Annotated in this window: 16 protein-coding genes and 1 other RNA gene; 12 read left to right on the top strand and 5 right to left on the bottom strand. The window is 61.4% G+C overall.

From position 1 onward, the window contains the following. Window positions 1-46: 46 nt before the first annotated feature. The 4 genes from ACN0SY_RS15185 to ACN0SY_RS15170 form a co-directional block, all read right to left on the bottom strand. Entirely contained in the window at window positions 47-1,249 is a 1,203-nt protein-coding gene (locus tag ACN0SY_RS15185; protein ID WP_417688527.1) for a lytic murein transglycosylase, read from the bottom strand. Between the two features lie 102 nt (window positions 1,250-1,351). Continuing rightward, complete coding sequence (locus ACN0SY_RS15180) at window positions 1,352-1,981, bottom strand: histidine phosphatase family protein (protein ID WP_417688525.1); 630 nt, start codon at window positions 1,979-1,981, stop codon at window positions 1,352-1,354. Next, complete coding sequence (gene nudC / locus ACN0SY_RS15175) at window positions 1,951-2,904, bottom strand: NAD(+) diphosphatase (RefSeq protein ID WP_417688523.1); 954 nt, start codon at window positions 2,902-2,904, stop codon at window positions 1,951-1,953. Before nudC ends, ACN0SY_RS15180 begins: the two co-directional genes overlap by 31 nt. A 47-nt stretch (window positions 2,905-2,951) precedes the next feature. Continuing rightward, on the bottom strand, window positions 2,952-3,362 hold the full coding sequence (locus tag ACN0SY_RS15170; RefSeq protein WP_417688521.1) for an HIT domain-containing protein: 411 nt from the start codon (window positions 3,360-3,362) through the stop codon (window positions 2,952-2,954). 137 nt (window positions 3,363-3,499) lie between these two features. Here ACN0SY_RS15170 and ffs point away from each other — a divergent pair. The 4 genes from ffs to recR all read left to right on the top strand — a co-directional run bounded on the left by ffs (window position 3,500) and on the right by recR (window position 6,840). Then, window positions 3,500-3,599, top strand: an RNA gene (gene ffs, locus ACN0SY_RS15165) — signal recognition particle sRNA small type. A gap of 169 nt (window positions 3,600-3,768) precedes the next feature. Further along, window positions 3,769-5,667: a DNA polymerase III subunit gamma/tau gene (locus ACN0SY_RS15160; RefSeq protein ID WP_417688519.1), complete on the top strand. Its 1,899-nt coding sequence runs from the start codon at window positions 3,769-3,771 to the stop codon at window positions 5,665-5,667. An 89-nt stretch (window positions 5,668-5,756) separates the two neighbouring features. Continuing rightward, on the top strand, window positions 5,757-6,077 hold the full coding sequence (locus ACN0SY_RS15155; RefSeq protein WP_417688517.1) for a YbaB/EbfC family nucleoid-associated protein: 321 nt from the start codon (window positions 5,757-5,759) through the stop codon (window positions 6,075-6,077). Between the two features lie 154 nt (window positions 6,078-6,231). After that, a complete protein-coding gene (recR, locus tag ACN0SY_RS15150; protein WP_417688515.1) occupies window positions 6,232-6,840 on the top strand; it encodes a recombination mediator RecR in 609 nt (202 codons plus the stop codon). 13 nt (window positions 6,841-6,853) lie between these two features. On the opposite strand, the gene ACN0SY_RS15145 is transcribed toward recR, so the two are convergent. Continuing rightward, window positions 6,854-7,555, bottom strand: coding sequence for a hypothetical protein (locus ACN0SY_RS15145; protein ID WP_417688513.1), 702 nt, complete (start codon window positions 7,553-7,555; stop codon window positions 6,854-6,856). A 453-nt stretch (window positions 7,556-8,008) separates the two neighbouring features. Between ACN0SY_RS15145 and ACN0SY_RS15140 the strand changes: the two genes are divergently transcribed. From ACN0SY_RS15140 to ACN0SY_RS15105, 8 genes are all read left to right on the top strand, one after another. Continuing rightward, the gene (locus tag ACN0SY_RS15140; RefSeq protein WP_417688511.1) at window positions 8,009-8,455 is read left to right on the top strand and encodes a MarR family winged helix-turn-helix transcriptional regulator; all 447 of its coding nucleotides are present in this window, start codon (window positions 8,009-8,011) and stop codon (window positions 8,453-8,455) included. A gap of 2 nt (window positions 8,456-8,457) precedes the next feature. Continuing rightward, on the top strand, window positions 8,458-9,081 hold the full coding sequence (locus tag ACN0SY_RS15135) for a cysteine hydrolase family protein (protein ID WP_417688509.1): 624 nt from the start codon (window positions 8,458-8,460) through the stop codon (window positions 9,079-9,081). A gap of 82 nt (window positions 9,082-9,163) precedes the next feature. Further along, window positions 9,164-9,832, top strand: coding sequence for a sulfate transporter family protein (locus ACN0SY_RS15130; RefSeq protein WP_417688507.1), 669 nt, complete (start codon window positions 9,164-9,166; stop codon window positions 9,830-9,832). 269 nt (window positions 9,833-10,101) lie between these two features. After that, window positions 10,102-10,500, top strand: coding sequence for a succinate dehydrogenase, cytochrome b556 subunit (gene sdhC / locus ACN0SY_RS15125; RefSeq protein ID WP_417688505.1), 399 nt, complete (start codon window positions 10,102-10,104; stop codon window positions 10,498-10,500). A gap of 11 nt (window positions 10,501-10,511) precedes the next feature. Then, on the top strand, window positions 10,512-10,895 hold the full coding sequence (sdhD, locus tag ACN0SY_RS15120; protein ID WP_417688503.1) for a succinate dehydrogenase, hydrophobic membrane anchor protein: 384 nt from the start codon (window positions 10,512-10,514) through the stop codon (window positions 10,893-10,895). A 5-nt stretch (window positions 10,896-10,900) separates the two neighbouring features. Continuing rightward, window positions 10,901-12,727 (top strand): succinate dehydrogenase flavoprotein subunit, encoded by a 1,827-nt coding sequence (gene sdhA / locus ACN0SY_RS15115; RefSeq protein ID WP_417688501.1) that lies wholly within the window; start codon window positions 10,901-10,903, stop codon window positions 12,725-12,727. Window positions 12,728-12,742: 15 nt separating this feature from the next. Beyond that, a complete protein-coding gene (locus ACN0SY_RS15110; protein ID WP_417688499.1) occupies window positions 12,743-13,588 on the top strand; it encodes an FkbM family methyltransferase in 846 nt (281 codons plus the stop codon). 59 nt (window positions 13,589-13,647) lie between these two features. Beyond that, window positions 13,648-14,430 carry a succinate dehydrogenase iron-sulfur subunit gene (locus ACN0SY_RS15105; RefSeq protein ID WP_417688497.1) on the top strand — a complete coding sequence of 261 codons (783 nt, stop codon included), beginning with the start codon at window positions 13,648-13,650 and terminating at the stop codon, window positions 14,428-14,430. Window positions 14,431-15,743: the final 1,313 nt, after the last annotated feature.

The following is a 15,743-nucleotide window of genomic DNA, read 5'->3' as shown; positions in this document are numbered from 1 at the left end:
AAATCAACGGCCGCTGAACATTTGTCACTGCAGCTGAATTCTTCCATCACCCCACCCAGCAGGTTGGGTAGTACCCGCCGGCTTCCTGGTCCTTGCCGATGGAGCGGCGGGTCTTGTAGCCGATGAGGCCGTCGGCGCCGCCAACGTCGTGGCCTTTGGCCTCCAGCGCCTGCTGCAACGTGCGAACGGCGCCGCGGGTGGTCGCCTTCATCGGTTTCCAGGGCTGGACGAAGCCCTTGTTCGAGCCATAGCGGTCGGCCAGGTGCCCGACGAAAAGCGCGTAGGTGTCGCTCTCGTTGTAGGCCTTGAGGACGTAGAAGTTTTCCGTGGCGATGAAGGCCGGTCCATAGCGCCCGGCCGGCATCAGGATGTTGCCCGCCTGGGAAAGCTCGTGCTCCGGGAATGGACGGCCGCTGACCCGTTTTACGCCCGCCTTCACCCATTCGGAAATCGCGTGCCGGTTGTCCGGGCCTTCGAGGGCGCAGGAGAGTGCGTCCGGAATGACAGCCTCATAGCCCCAGTCGCGCCCCGTCACCCAGCCGTGCCTGGCGAGATAGTTCGCGATCGAGGCCATGGTGTCGACCTCGGAGGACCAGATGTCGCGATGGCCATCTCCATCGAAATCCACGGCGTATTGCAGGAAGCTTGAAGGAAGGAACTGCGGCTGGCCCATTGCCCCGCCCCAGGAACTTTTCATGGCCGCGCGGGAGACATCGCCGTTTTGCAGGATTTTCAGGGCAGCGACCAGCTCGCCTTTGAAAAAGTCGGGACGCTGACCCATGAAGGCCCGGGTTGCGAGCACGCGGATGGCGTCATGGGGAATTTTGGCGCCGCCATACCCGGATTCCCTTGCCCAGATTGCCAGAATGATCCGCTTCGGCACTCCGTAGCGCGTTTCGATATCGGTCAGGGCGCTCGCATGTTTGCGCATGAGCCGCTGACCGCCCGGAACGAGCGCGTTGAACTGGCTGTCCTTGAAGTAGTTTGCTGGTGCGCCGAACTCTGCCTGGAAATTGATCTTCGGCGGAGTGCCCTTGCCGCCGGGCCCGACAAGCCCGGGCAGGGAGGTGTCCGGCGTAAGGCCCTTGAGTTCGCGGGAAAGGGTAGCCTCGCTCACGCCCTGGGATTTTGCGGCAGGGATAACGTCGTTCTTGAGGAACGCCTGGAAGGCCGCGTCATGAGGTCCGGCAAAGGCAGCTCCGCTGAAAAATGCGGCGCATATCAACGCGAAGGACAGGACCTTGACCACGGCAGATCTCCCGGCAAATCACCTAGCGGCATCACCCTAGCACAGTCTGTGACGAGATCAGGGAGACGGGTGTGGAGAAGCAATGTTGGAGGGCATTTGACCTCAAATTGCCGACCAGGGAAGGGACGGGGCACCGGACGTCTGAAGCCAGGTCTTGTCGAACCTGTACCAGCATCCGCCGCCGGGAAGTTGATCGTGCCGACGGTCGATGGGTGTCCCCATCAGGAAGCACTTGAGCAGGGTTCCAACGCCGCCGTGTCCGGCGAACAGAACCGGTTCGGGGTCCGTTATATCGGCGAGGCATTTTCGTACCTCACCTACAATCCGTGTTTGGGCGTCGACTGCGCGTTCCCAGCCACGGACACTGGTCTCCGGTTTGGCAAAGAAGCAGTCGGCCACGCGCTCGAATTCGTCTGGTGGCAGGAAACCGGTCGCCGAGCGGTCGTTCTCATGCATGGCCTCGATGGGCGTGACGGAAAGACCAAAGACGTCTGCGAAAGTCTCGGCGGTTTCGATCGCCTTGCGCTCAGCACTGGAAATGACATGACGGATCTCGCCCGCCCATGGCATTGAGGCGGCGTTCCTGGCTCGCTCCTTGCCCAGATCCGACAGACCCCAATCCGGAACTGGAACGCCGGGATCGATCTGAACCTGTGGATGGGTAAGATAGACGCAGAAACTCATGGCGCTTGCAGGCTGTTTCAGGGAGGCGAGATTTCGCCATCGAGCCATGCCGCGATCAGCTGGAAGGCGATGGAGATCGATGGCGGGATCATGTCGCCGGCGGGATGGGTGCCGGCGATCATCTGCCGAACCTCGTTCCGGTCGCACCAGCGGCAGGCTTCCAGTTCGTTCTCGTCCATCTTGATCTCGGAAGAAGTCGCCGCGCCGATGCAGCCGAGCATGAGGTTTGCGGGGAACGGCCAGGGCTGGTTGGAAACGATTGCAACGTTGCCAACGGAAATACCTGCTTCTTCCATGGTCTCGCGGCGCACCGCCTGTTCGATGGTTTCGCCCGGTTCCATGAAACCGGCAAGGGTCGTGAAGATGCCCGGCGCGAGGCGCGGCGGGCGGCCAAGCAGCGCCCGGTCTCCATCGGTGATCAGCATGATCACGCAAGGGTCTGTGCGAGGAAAATGCTGACCCTCGCAGGATGGGCAATCGCGGCGATATCCGGCTTCGGCCAGCTTTGTCGGCTCGCCGCAGCGCGAACAGAACTTGTGGGTCCGGTGCCAGTGGATCATCGCACGGGCCTGGGAGAGGGCGCTGAGGTCGGGATCCTGGAGATGACGCTGCAGTGCGAGTGTTCGAAGATCGATACCGGTGACGCCCTCGATTGCCTCGACCTCTTCGTCGGTCTTGGAGATTGCCGTCGCGAACAGCGGGCCGGAACCATCAGGCTGCTGGCCCAGGAAAATCATTTCCTCGCGAAGAGCGCCGAGGGCCAGTGCGGATGCCAGGGTGTGCCGCATGCTAATGGCGTCGCCAGAGGTGTTCAGGACGAGCTGCTGTGCATTCGACAACACGATCGCGGCATCGGCGGCTTCAAGTCGGCCCGTCAGCCATGCAGTGTCGGAGCGCTTGTCCGAGCAGCGGTCCAGTTCGTTGGTGATGAAGCTCATTTCGGAGCGCGCAGGCGCGTCAGCATGTGTCATGCGGAAGTGTGTCCTGAAACGGGAGAGTAGGGAAAAGCTGCGCAAGGTCAGCGCGCAAGGGCATCCTGCAATCGGCCAATAAGGGTTTGCGCGCGCTCGGCCTCATAGGGAATTGACGGCACGGCTCCCCAGACCGGCGCGGGCCAGGCTGGGTCGTCACGGAAGCGTGCGACAACATGCACATGAAGCTGGGAAACCACGTTGCCGATCGCGGCGACATTCAGTTTCTCGCAATCGGTAACCGACTTCAGCGCGGTGCTCACGTCGCTGATTTCACCCATCAGCATCATCCGCTCCAGCGGTTGAAGATCGATGAGCTCGATAAGGTCCTGCTTGCGCGGAATGAGCAGGAGCCAAGGATAATTGGCATCCTTCATCAACCGCACGGCACACAGGCTGAGATCCGTGACCGGATAGCTGTCGCCCTCAAGGCGGGGGTTGATGTCAAAAGCGATCATGAAATTATCCGATATAGGCCGATGAGAAAGACTATAGCGCCTTCCTGCGTTCGGTCTATCGCCTACGTCTAGGTACGGCTAAACAAATGTTGCCCCGCCCCTTGCCAAGCCCCCACCTTGTCCTGATATAAGGCGCTCGGGAGGTTGGCGTGGACGTACCACTCGCCAACCGGGTCAGGTCCGGAAGGAAGCAGCCCTAACGAGTTTTGGCGCGGGTCATCGTCCAGCCTCCCACCTTCAGATCTTTCCTCGATATTCAAGCGCCCATGATGCGGCGGAAGCAATTCCGGTCCCGCGATTGCATTCGTATTATCTGTCTGCTGCCGCGAAGATGCATCAGTGTCCTGCACAAGAAAAGTCGAAACAGGCCGCGACAGACCGGACGAAAAAACGGTAAGGTGCCGCCATGGACGAGATTGGATTTCCCTCGGCCGGCGAGGGGACCGCTTCCCCCGCCCGGCAAGACAGCGCCTACCGGGTTCTGGCCCGAAAATACCGCCCGCAGACCTTCGAGGATCTGGTCGGGCAGGAGCCAATGGTGCAGACGCTGGAAAACGCGTTCGACACCGGCCGGATCGCCCAGGCCTGGATGTTGACCGGCGTTCGCGGAGTCGGGAAAACGACGACCGCCCGCATTCTCGCCCGCGGCCTCAATTACGAGGTTCCCGGTGTCGCAGACCGGCCGACCGTACGCTTGGAGCAGGAAGGCACGCACTGCCGGGCGATCATGGAAGGCCGGCACGTCGACGTGATCGAGATGGACGCCGCCTCTCATACCGGCATCAACGACATTCGCGAGATCACCGACGCGGCCCGCTATCGTCCGGCAACGGCACGTTACAAGGTCTACATCATCGACGAAGTGCACATGCTCTCGAATGCTGCCTTCAACGGTCTCCTGAAGACCCTGGAAGAGCCGCCGGAGCATGTGAAATTTATCTTCGCGACGACTGAAATCCGGAAGGTGCCGGTTACGGTTCTGTCCCGCTGCCAGCGCTTCGACTTGCGCCGCATCGAACAGCCCAAGCTGGTCGGACTTCTGCGCCGGATCTCGGACGCCGAGAACATCCAGATCACCGACGAAGCCCTGACCCTCATCGCCCGTGCCGGAGAGGGTTCGGCCCGCGATAGTCTGTCCTTGCTTGATCAGGCCATGGCCCACGGCGCCGGTGCCATCGAGGCAACGGACGTGCGCGAGATGCTGGGTCTCGCCGATCGGGCCCGAGTCATCGATCTGTTCGGTCACGTCATGTCCGGCAACATCGCCGAGGCGATGGAGGAACTGGCAGCCCAGTATGCCGTCGGCGCCGATCCTGCAGTTGTGCTCGCGGACCTTGCCGATTTCACCCACCTTGTCACCCGCATGAAGGTGGTGCCCAAGGCGGGAGATGATGTCTCCGTCACGGAGACCGAACGTCTGCGCGGACACGAGTTTGCCGAAAAGCTCTCCATGCGCCTTCTGTCGCGGGCTTGGCAGATCCTGTTGAAGGGCGTTCAGGAAGTTCAGTCGGCGCCAAAGCCGCTTGCGGCTGCCGACATGGTTCTTGTGCGCCTTGCCTATGCCGCAGACCTTCCCGATCCGGGTGATGCTCTTGCCATGCTCCGCAGCGGCGCGCCGCTGCCGGGTGGCGGTGGTGCGCCTTCTGGCGGGTCGAGTTCCTCGGGCGGCAGTGCCCATGCCGTTGGCCAGTCCGGGCCCATGTCCGGCGGTGGCGGTGGTCCCACCATGGCGCTGGGCACGGCGATGGCAGCGGGCGGCAATGGCCGTCCTCAGCTGCAGGCAATTGCCGGAGGTGCCGCACAGGCTGCCCCCGAGCGCATCATCAAGGCGCAGCCCGCACCGGAAGTGAAGCCCGCACCGCCAGCGATCCAGCTTGCCAATCTCCGCGATTGCGCAAACCTTGCTTCTGAAAAGCGCGACATTCCCATGAAAGTCGCAATCATGCGCCAGATGCGCCTGGTCAAGTTCGAGCCGGGCCGGATCGAGATCCAGCCGACCGAAGACGCTCCGGCGGACATTGCCGGCGACTTCGGTCGCAAGCTGACCGAGTGGACCGGCACCCGCTGGATGGTCAGCGTCAGCCGGAACCCGGGCCGGCCGACCCTTCACGAGGAAGAGGTCGCCAACCAGGAGCAGCTTCTCTCAGATGCTCGTTCGCACCCGACGGTCGCGGCGCTGCTGAGCGCGTTCCCCGGAGCCAAGGTCGTGGATGTTCAGGTCAATGTCGCCGATGACGACGAAATGGATCTGGCCGATCCACTGCTGGCCGAGGCGCTGGGTGAAGACGACGCGGACGACATTTAAGGGTTGCGTCACCCGAAAAGCCGGTCTACGGCGATTGCAACAAAAGCCAAGCGCGCGAACGGCGCCTTCAGACACGGAGACCGGGGACGATGGATTTCCTCAAGATGATGAAGCAGGCAAAGCAGATGCAGGAGCAGATGGGCTCATTGCAGGAAGCCTTTGCCAATATCGAAACCGAAGGCACGTCCGGTGGCGGTCTGGTCAAGATCACGATTGCCGGCAAGGGTGAGATCAAGGCGCTTAAGATCGATCCGTCCCTGTTCAAGGAAGACGATGTCGAGATCCTCGAGGACCTGATCATCGCGGCTCACAATGAGGCCCGCCTCAAGGCCGAAACGCAGATGCAGGAAAAGACCCAGGAACTCATGGGCGGTCTTGGCCTGCCTGCGGGCATGAAGCTTCCGTTCTGATCGAGTGCAAGGATCTGGCGCGGCGTCAGCCTATGGAGCCATCATCCCGGGCCTGACCCGGGATCGGTGAGCCGATGCGCTTGTCCGGGATGACAAAGGTTGGCGTCGGCGCCGAACAGAAACATCGTCGCGGAAAACACGGGTTTTCATATCCATGGCAAGTCCGAAAGTTGCAGGTCCTGAAATCGAACGGCTGATCCAGCTCCTCGGCAAATTGCCGGGGCTCGGTCCGCGTTCTGCGCGGCGCGCCGCCCTGCATCTGATCAAGCGCAAGGACCAGCTGCTGGTACCCTTGGCCGAGGCCATGGGCGTCGCAGTGGAGAAGATCGGCGTCTGTTCCACGTGCGGCACCGTCGACACGTCCGACCCCTGTGCCATCTGTACCGACCCGAAGCGTGACCAGAGCGTTCTGGTCGTCGTTGAGGATGTAGCGGACCTGTGGGCACTGGAGCGGGCATCAGCCATCAATGCCCGTTACCATGTTCTGGGCGGAACACTGTCTCCGCTCGATGGTGTCGGACCGGAAGACCTGAACATCGCCTCCCTGATCGAGCGCTGCGGCCGGGAAGATATCTCCGAGGTCATCCTGGCGATCAACGCCACGGTCGAGGGGCAGACCACTGCCCACTACATCATGGATCACCTATCTAACCTTGACGTCAACGTCACTAGGCTTGCCCATGGTGTGCCTGTCGGCGGAGAACTTGACTATCTCGACGAGGGCACCCTCGCCCAGGCTCTGAAGGCCCGAACGAGGTTCTAGGCGGTTCAGAACTCTAAAAGGCCGTCCGGCTTTCCCAGAGCGTTCTCGCATCGCCTTCGCTTGCATCAATGCTGAAGTCTTCGCTTGAGGCGTTGCGCTGCAGAGCGTTGGCTGCCGCGCGGGCAAAGTCGAAGATCAGCTGATTGAGCCTGCCGGCCTTTCCGTAGCCCGGTGCCTTGGGGCCGCCGCCTGCAATGGTGATGGCGCCGTCGTCGATCCGCGTGATCGGTTCGACCTGCTGGATCGGCATGCCGGTTTCCATGTCTACAAGCGTCAACCCTGCGATGAACTGGGCGTTGTCGGGCCGTTTCTTGCCGTTGACGTAAGCATGTGCGCCGGTCAGCTGTTGGAGGCTCAGGCGGCTTCTGACAAAGACGGACCTGATATCCACCACTGCGCGGACGGGACGGGTGCCCGTGAGCAAGGGGTTGAGCGCGTCCTCGACATGCGGTCTGACATTCGCTGCGATAGCATTTTCCAGCGCGGCCTGCTTGGCAGCACCGTTGATTACACCGAACCGGGTTCCGAGCGATGCGAGCGTGGAGCCCCCAGAAAGAGTTTCGTTGATGTCGGAATTCAGGTCGTCAACCAGCAATGGCCGCTCGGCATTCGAGAAATCGATATCGACCTGAGCAAGCCGGACCTGGTCAAGGTAGCTTGGTTGCGTTTGCGTCGGGACGGGCGTGCCCTGACAAGCTGCGAGAAATGTGGTCACCAATATGGCCACCGGAGCCATTAATCTTCGCCGCAGCAGACAGTTACCCAGAAACATCAATTTCTCCAAACCAAATGCCCAACAACAGGACGTCACTTAACAGGTTCCCGTTCGTGCCGATATTGCATTTGGATCACGCTGCGGAAGCAATAGTGAAAATCATCCGCTCGTGAGCGTGTTCCGGGCACTGAATGCGAGCCCTTTGAGTGAAGGCGGTCCGACCTTGTGCCGTCGTCGATCGCGAGCGCGACTATCGCGTCGAATGCACTTCACCTGGCCAAGAAGGCCCGGACGGCTGTGATTTCCTGTCTCGCGATAAAGCGATGGTCGGCATATCCTCGGAGCAGGTCTATGGCATCGGCACAATGCACGTTTGCCCGCCGGGTCCCGAAGTTCAGCCAGCAACCAGAAATATTTTGACATCATACATGTCATTATGACATTCCTATTGTCATGATGAAGTCGGAAGATCTTTACAAGGTTATCTGGATGTCCCGCCCTCTCATGCAGGCCGCCGAGGCGCTGGTGGAAAAGGGACTCCAGGGTACAGGGCTGACCGTGAGGGCGCGTGCGGTGCTTGAGATTCTGCTGAGGCACGGCAGCCTGAGTGTGCCGGACATCGCCTTCCATCTGGAGATCAAGCGGCAGTACGTGCAGGTAATGATCAATGAAACGCTGGCCGAAGACCTGACCCATAAGCTCGCCAATCCGAGACATAGGAATTCGCCGCTCATCGCCCTGACCGAGAAAGGCCGGCACTTGATATCTCAGGTCTCGGAGCGCGAGCTCGAGATGGTCAATGCGATCGGCGCCGATCTGGATCCCGATGATGTCAGGGTCACGCTTGAGGTCACCCTGGCACTTGTGGAGAAACTGAAGACCTTCGTGAGGGAAGAGTGAGAATGACTTGGCTGTTCATCGCCATTCCCGTTGTCGCGGCGCTTGTCTGGGTCTTCAACGGCATCCGGCTGATCGGAAAGGTGAGCCGGGGCGAGCGGATCGGGGAACGACCCAACAGGGCGTTGTTGCTGATTGATCTGCAGACCGTCTTTTGGGATGGCGGCGCCTACAACGAAGAGGCGAGAGCGAAGGCGGAATCGGCGATATTGGCCGAGATTTCGGCCGCGAGAGCCAGTGGAGTGCCGATCATTGCCGTACGCCAGGAATGGTCAATCCCGTCCACGCGGCTCATTGCCCGGGTGATGATGAAGGGTCAGGCAATCGCCAGGACCCCGGGCACGGAACTCGCCGATCCGTTCAAAGGGGCAGCGGACCACAACATGGTAAAGCGGGTCCAGGACGCCTTTGAAACCGGGGAGCTGGATCAGTTGCTGCAGAGACTGGATGTCGGCCGCATCCGCATCGCAGGGCTGGATGCGAGTTATTGCGTCGCCAAGACGGCTCTGGCGGGTCGTGCGCGCGGCTATAAGGTCGAGCTTGCGGCTCCGGCCATCCTGGCAGCCGATGAGAGCTCCAGGCGGAGGGCTTTCAGGCAATTGGAAGATTCTGGCGTCGTTATTCAATAGGTCGCCTCCGGACGAACCGACCTTGTGCGCTCGTCAGTAGCATCCTATGTGTCTCAAGCTTTGAACTGATCCGGACTTGCCGATGTTTCCCGCTGCCTCCCGTGCCATTTCCCAGGTCTTCGAACCGCCTTTCCGCAAGATCTTCCTGAAGATGCTGGGCTTTACGCTGGCTGTGCTGCTGGTCATCTGGATCGCGCTGCAGGGTGTGGTCGCGGGCTTCGTCGAGCTCCCCTATCCCTGGCTCGAAACAGCCCTTTCGATCCTGACCGGCGTCGGCGCGATCATCGGCCTCGGTTTTCTGATCGCTCCTGTGTCGGCTCTCTTCGCCGGCCTGTTTCAGGACGAGATCGCCGATATTGTCGAGGCGCAGGATTATCCGAACGATCCTCCGGGCCGCGCAATGGCAGTCATTCCGTCGATCATCCTGGCGCTGAAGTTCACCGGAGTTGTCCTGCTCGGAAACCTCTTTGCCCTGTTCCTCCTGCTGATCCCGGGCATCAACCTGGTCGCCTTCTTCGTCGTGAACGGCTACCTGCTCGGCCGCGAGTTCTTCGAGTTCGCCGCGACCCGTTTCATGCCTGTCGAGGAGGCCAAGCGCCTGCGCAAGGCCAGGAACGGCACGGTGTTCATGGGTGGGCTGGTGATTGCCGGCGTTCTGGCCGTGCCGATTCTCAATCTGATCACGCCGATTTTCGCCACCATCTTCATGATGCACCTGTTCAAGCGGGTACGTGCCGGCGCTCCGGTCTGAAAAGGCCGCGCGTTATCGTCAGTCAATAGATGAAAAAGTAGGCAGTCAGTATAACCAGCCGTAGAGCTGAAACGGTTTAGCCAGCTGATATCGTTCAGAATCTGGGCGCTCCCTGCGTGATTCCACCTTTTCGAGCATAACTCTTTTAATATTCGTCCATAGGATGCTTTGACGAGACGGGGTCTTGGCGCTAGAACGCTTCTAGACAACGCCTTGGATTGCTTACGCTTACGTAAACGTAAGATGGCGTCGTACGGGAGAGAAATTCCATGTCGAATGCCGACCTGAGGGGCAATCGCCCTCTGTCGCCCCATCTTCAGATCTACAAGCCGATCCTGACGATGGTCATGTCGATCCTGCACCGTATCACCGGTGCGGCTCTTTATTTCGGGACGCTCCTGCTCGCCTGGTGGCTCATTGCTGCTGCAGCCGGTCCGGCCTACTTCGATTTCGTCAACGAGATCTTCGGCTCGATCATCGGCCGCCTGGTTCTCTTTGGCTTCACCTGGGCTCTTGTTCACCACATGCTCGGCGGTCTGCGCCACTTCATCTGGGACATGGGCGCCGGTTTTGGCCGCGAGGCCCGCGAGTGGCTGGCGCGTGCCACGATCATCGGTTCCGTAGCGCTGACGATCCTGCTGTGGGTCATCGGCTACATGGTTCGCTGAGGGAGACTGACATGACCGATATGCGCACCCCTCTGAACAAGGTCCGTGGACTTGGCTCGGCCAAGGAAGGCACCGATCACTTCTGGAAGCAGCGCGTCACCGCCGTCGCGAACGTGTTCCTGATTTCCTTCTTCGTCATCCTTGTCATATCGCTGCAGGGCGGTAGCTACGAAGACGTCGTCAGCCGCCTGAGCAACCCGCTCGTGTCGATCCTGATGCTGCTGGTGATCCTCTCCGGCATCTATCACATGAAGCTTGGCATGCAGGTGATCATCGAGGATTACGTTCATGGCGAAGGCGTCAAGTTCCTGACGCTGATGGCCAACTCCTTCTTCTGCGCCGTGATCGGCCTTGGCTGCATCTTTGCGGTTCTCAAGATCGGCTTTGGAGGCTAACCCGAATGCCCAAGACATATGAATTTGTCGACCACACCTACGACGTCGTGGTGGTTGGCGCCGGCGGCGCAGGTCTGCGCGCCACGCTCGGCATGGCCGAGCAGGGCCTGAGAACGGCCTGCATCACCAAGGTTTTCCCGACCCGCTCCCATACCGTTGCTGCCCAGGGCGGCATTGCTGCCTCGCTCAAGAACATGACGCCGGACAGCTGGGAATGGCACATGTACGACACGGTGAAGGGGTCCGACTGGCTCGGCGATACCGACGCCATGGAATACCTTGCCCGTGAAGCCCCCAAGGCTGTCTACGAGCTGGAGCACTACGGCGTTCCCTTCTCCCGTACCGAGGACGGCCGTATCTACCAGCGCCCGTTCGGCGGTCACATGCAGAACTACGGCGAAGGCCCCCCCGTGCAGCGCACCTGCGCGGCTGCCGACCGGACCGGCCACGCCATCCTGCACACGCTCTATGGCCAGTCCCTGCGCCACAATGCCGAATTCTACATCGAGTACTTCGCTCTCGACCTAATCATGTCCGACGACGGCGTGTGTCAGGGCGTGATCGCGTGGAACCTCGACGACGGCACCATCCACCGCTTCGCGGCCAAGATGGTTGTTCTGGCGACCGGCGGCTATGGCCGGGCCTATTTCTCCGCAACCTCTGCCCACACCTGCACCGGTGACGGCGGCGGCATGGTGGCCCGCGCGGGTCTGCCGCTGCAGGACATGGAGTTCGTCCAGTTCCACCCCACCGGCATCTACGGCTCCGGCTGTCTGATCACCGAGGGCGCGCGCGGCGAAGGCGGCTATCTGGTCAACTCCGAAGGCGAGCGCTTCATGGAGCGCTATGCACCGTCGGCCAAGGACCTGGCATCGCGTGACGTCGTGTCCCGCTGCATGACCATGGAAATCCGTGAAGGCCGCGGCGTCGGCAAGAACAAGGATCACATCTTCCTGCACCTGGATCACCTGGATCCGGCGATGCTGGCAGAACGCCTTCCGGGCATTTCCGAAAGCGCGAAGATCTTCGCCGGCGTGGATGTCACCAAGGAGCCGATCCCGGTTCTGCCGACCGTTCACTACAACATGGGCGGCATCCCGACCAACTACTGGGGCGAAGTGCTGAACGCGGACGGAGCCAATCCGGACCGTATCCAGCCGGGCCTCATGGCTGTCGGTGAAGCCGGCTGTGCCTCCGTTCACGGCGCCAATCGCCTCGGCTCCAACTCCCTCATCGACCTTGTGGTCTTCGGCCGTGCGGCCGCGATCCGGGCCGCCGAGGTTGTTGATCCGAAGGAAGCCGTGCCGACCCCGAACGCCGCTTCCTGCGAAAAGATCATGGATCGCTTCGACCGCCTGCGCAATGCGGACGGCGCGACGCCGACCGCGGATCTGCGTGACAAGATGCAGCGGACCATGCAGGAAGACGCAGCTGTTTTCCGCACCCAGGAAAGCCTGGAGCAGGGTTGCAAGCGCATGAGCGCAATCTGGGGCGAGATGAAGGACCTCAAGGTCTCCGATCGCTCCATGATCTGGAACTCGGACCTGGTCGAGACCCTCGAGCTGGAAAACCTGATGGCCAACGCCATCACCACCGTCTACGGCGCCGAAGCGCGCAAGGAATCGCGTGGCGCCCATGCCCGCGAGGACTACAAGGACGGTCCGCTCGGTGGCCGCAACGACGACGAATGGCGCAAGCACACCCTCGCATGGGTGAACGACGCAGGCGACGTCAAGCTCGACTACCGCCCGGTGGTTCTCGATCCGCTGACCAAGTTCGAGGACGGTGGCATCGACCCGAAGAAGATCGCGCCCAAAGCGCGCGTCTACTAAGGAGCGGCAGGACCCTTGAGCGCGACCGCGACCCTCATGGACACGACGAGCCCCTTCGGCACTTATCCTGCCGAAGGTCTGGTCCGCTTTGCCTGGAGGCTGGCGGACCGGCACGACCTGTCCAGGGGACTGCGCAAGCGCATCCGGTCCTTCGTGGGCCGGGTCTTCAAGGGCCCCTACGATACGGAAGCCGACGGTCTGAAGTTCCGGATCTATCCGTCCCAGAACTATGACGACCGCAAGATCCTGGCCAAGGGCCGCCTGCCGGAAAAGGCCGAGCACAAGCTGCTGAAGCCCTACCTCAAGGCGGGAACGGTCTTTGTCGACGTCGGCGCCAACATCGGCAGCTACAGCCTCTTTGCCGCAAGCTGCGGCGCAGAGGTGCTGGCGGTGGAAGCCAACCCGGATACGGCGGCCAAGCTCGCCTTCAACCTGAAGGCCAACGGCCTGACGTCGGTGAAGCTGGCGGAAGTTGCGATCGGCGACAAGGAAGGAACGCTTTCCCTGTGGTCCGAGCCGTCCAATTGCGGCTTTGCCACCCTGGTTGAGGACCTGACCACCGGCGAATGGGCCGGCGACTGGTCTCCGAGGGAAGTTGCCGTGCGCCCGCTCGCCGACGTGGTCGCGGATGCGGGCCTTGCCCGGATCGATGTTCTGAAGGTGGACGTGGAAGGCTTCGAGGACCGTGTGGTTCTTCCCTTCCTTGCTGCCACCGACCGTGGCCAGTGGCCCCGTGTCATCATGCTTGAAACCAACTGCCGGCCGCATTGGGCCGAGGACTGTACTTCCAGGCTGGAAGCCCTCGGATACCGCGCGGCCGGATCGACAAACGACAATACGGTCTTCGAGCTCGCCGCTTGAACACCGAGGAATGTGGCCCGGACGCGATCTAAAAGGGCCCAAACGCGGAGCGATGAAAAATGGTTCAGCTGACGCTTCCCCGAAACTCCCAGGTGACTGAGGGCAAGGTTTGGGACAAGCCGGAAGGCGCCACAAACCTTCGGGAATACCGGATCTACCGCTGGAACCCGGACGATGGCCGCAACCCGCGGGTCGACACCTATTTCGTCGACACCGACGACTGTGGACCGATGGTCCTCGACGGTCTCATCTACATCAAGAACAAGATCGACCCGACACTGACCTTCCGCCGCTCCTGCCGTGAAGGCATCTGCGGCTCCTGCGCCATGAACATCGACGGCACCAACACCCTGGCCTGTACCAAGGGCATGGATGAAGTCGCCGGCGACGTGGTCAAGATCTACCCGCTGCCGCACATGTCGGTGGTCAAGGATCTCGTTCCGGACATGACCCGCTTCTACGCCCAGCACCGCTCCATCGAGCCTTGGCTGCAGACGGTCTCTCCGGCTCCGGAAAAGGAATGGCGCCAGTCCCATGAGGATCGCCAGAAGCTTGACGGCCTCTACGAGTGCATTCTGTGCGCCTGCTGCTCGACTTCCTGTCCGAGTTACTGGTGGAACGGCGACCGCTACCTCGGCCCGGCCATCCTGCTGCAGGCCTACCGCTGGCTGATCGACAGCCGCGACGAGGCAACCGGCGAGCGTCTGGACAACCTGGAAGACCCCTTCCGCCTCTACCGTTGCCACACCATCATGAACTGCTCTCAGGCATGCCCGAAGGGTCTCAACCCGGCCAAGGCAATTGCCGAGATCAAGAAAATGCTGGTCGAACGCCGGGTTTGATATTCAGCCGCAGCCAATGAGTTCGAAAGGCCGTCCCCCGGGGCGGTCTTTTTGTTTGCGCGATGGTCATGTCTTCTCCCGTCATCCCCGCCTTGTGCGGGGATCCAATGCGCATCGCTGCGAACCGGAAGGGCCGGAAAAGGCACGGCGTATGAGGCGAGTCTTGCAGACGCCCCAAGTGCTCCGGGAACGAATGGATCCCCGCACAAGGCGGGGATGACTCCTGTGGCTGTTCCTCCGTCTTGGTCGCATTCCCCCGCCATCACCGGCTTCGACGGAGCCTGCCCCGAGCTGATCTGGGGGGCGATCCATGCCGTTCCCGCTTGTTCCCCTCTCCCCCCTTGAGGGGGAGATGTCTCCGCCAGGAGACAGAGGGGGTATGCGCCTCTCCTCCTCTATGCGCCGCTTTTGCTTTCGCTCCACGGTCTCGCCCCTCTGTCTGCGTTCGCCGTCCCGGCCTTGTGCCGGGACCCCATTGATAGATACTTTTTTCACTGCATTGAGATGAGTACCGATCCCGGATCTTCGCTTCGCTGCGTCCGGGACGGCAGGCCGGAGAGGTTTGTCATCAACCTCGTTTCTTCCGTATCTCGTTCCAGACACGGGGCTGATGACCTGCTCCAGCACGAAGAGCGCCGCGAGGCTTGCCTCCGGCGTTTTGGCAGGTGGTCCGTGGGAAATGCCACGGGATGGCAGGCGCGCCGGACTTGCCGGGCGAATTGGGTTGGTTGGGTGAGTGGCAAGGCGTCGCGCCTGCCCGAAGGCCTGTCCCAGGCATCTCGCCGAGTGCTCCGGTTTCCATCCGCGTGCCACTGCGGACTGCGAGGAGGGCTGTCAATTCTCCCCGACCCGTCGCCTCTCTGACCGGGCTGCCCCACGTCTGTCACCCGTGGCGCCTTCGGCTTGAGCGATCCGCCGGACCACGCTACCGGTCCGTTAGGCCGCAAGCCCGCCTGATCTCCGGTTCCCGCCACCCACGAACGGTCGGTCCGTTGTCGGCCCCGTGCGGGCAGGAACGGCATCCATGATACGGCAGCTCCGAGGTGTGGGGGATAAACGATGTTCGAAGTAATGATTTCAATGGGTTGCGGGAAACCGAGGAGGCATAAGGATGTTTCGGAGCTCTTGTGCTGCCTTGTCCTGAGTGAGGAAAAGCTGTGCCGCACTGCCCTTGCATCGATCCGCAAGTCTCTGCTCACTGTCAGCATGAGGCCGGCATTCGAATTTGCCCCCCCATCCATTGTCATTCCAGCGAAGGCTGGAATCCAGTATCCGCTTTCGGCGGTTGATTGCATTGAGAGGTCTCCGCGTAC

Origin of the sequence: Roseibium sp. (genome assembly GCF_048261595.1) — a bacterium.
Taxonomy (GTDB): domain Bacteria; phylum Pseudomonadota; class Alphaproteobacteria; order Rhizobiales; family Stappiaceae; genus Roseibium.
This window is presented reverse-complemented; position numbering and strand designations above follow the sequence as displayed.

Bases quoted from the DNA above. Each gene is read 5' to 3' on its own strand.
- ACN0SY_RS15180 (WP_417688525.1), bottom strand. From the start codon at position 1,981: ATGGCTCGATGGCGAAATCTCGCCTCCCTGAAACAGCCTGCAAGCGCC.
- nudC (WP_417688523.1), bottom strand. From the start codon at position 2,904: ATGACACATGCTGACGCGCCTGCGCGCTCCGAAATGAGCTTCATCACC.
- ACN0SY_RS15170 (WP_417688521.1), bottom strand. From the start codon at position 3,362: ATGATCGCTTTTGACATCAACCCCCGCCTTGAGGGCGACAGCTATCCG.
- ACN0SY_RS15160 (WP_417688519.1), top strand. From the start codon at position 3,769: ATGGACGAGATTGGATTTCCCTCGGCCGGCGAGGGGACCGCTTCCCCC.
- ACN0SY_RS15155 (WP_417688517.1), top strand. From the start codon at position 5,757: ATGGATTTCCTCAAGATGATGAAGCAGGCAAAGCAGATGCAGGAGCAG.
- recR (WP_417688515.1), top strand. From the start codon at position 6,232: ATGGCAAGTCCGAAAGTTGCAGGTCCTGAAATCGAACGGCTGATCCAG.
- ACN0SY_RS15140 (WP_417688511.1), top strand. From the start codon at position 8,009: ATGATGAAGTCGGAAGATCTTTACAAGGTTATCTGGATGTCCCGCCCT.
- ACN0SY_RS15135 (WP_417688509.1), top strand. From the start codon at position 8,458: ATGACTTGGCTGTTCATCGCCATTCCCGTTGTCGCGGCGCTTGTCTGG.
- ACN0SY_RS15130 (WP_417688507.1), top strand. From the start codon at position 9,164: ATGTTTCCCGCTGCCTCCCGTGCCATTTCCCAGGTCTTCGAACCGCCT.
- sdhC (WP_417688505.1), top strand. From the start codon at position 10,102: ATGTCGAATGCCGACCTGAGGGGCAATCGCCCTCTGTCGCCCCATCTT.
- sdhD (WP_417688503.1), top strand. From the start codon at position 10,512: ATGACCGATATGCGCACCCCTCTGAACAAGGTCCGTGGACTTGGCTCG.
- sdhA (WP_417688501.1), top strand. From the start codon at position 10,901: ATGCCCAAGACATATGAATTTGTCGACCACACCTACGACGTCGTGGTG.
- ACN0SY_RS15105 (WP_417688497.1), top strand. From the start codon at position 13,648: ATGGTTCAGCTGACGCTTCCCCGAAACTCCCAGGTGACTGAGGGCAAG.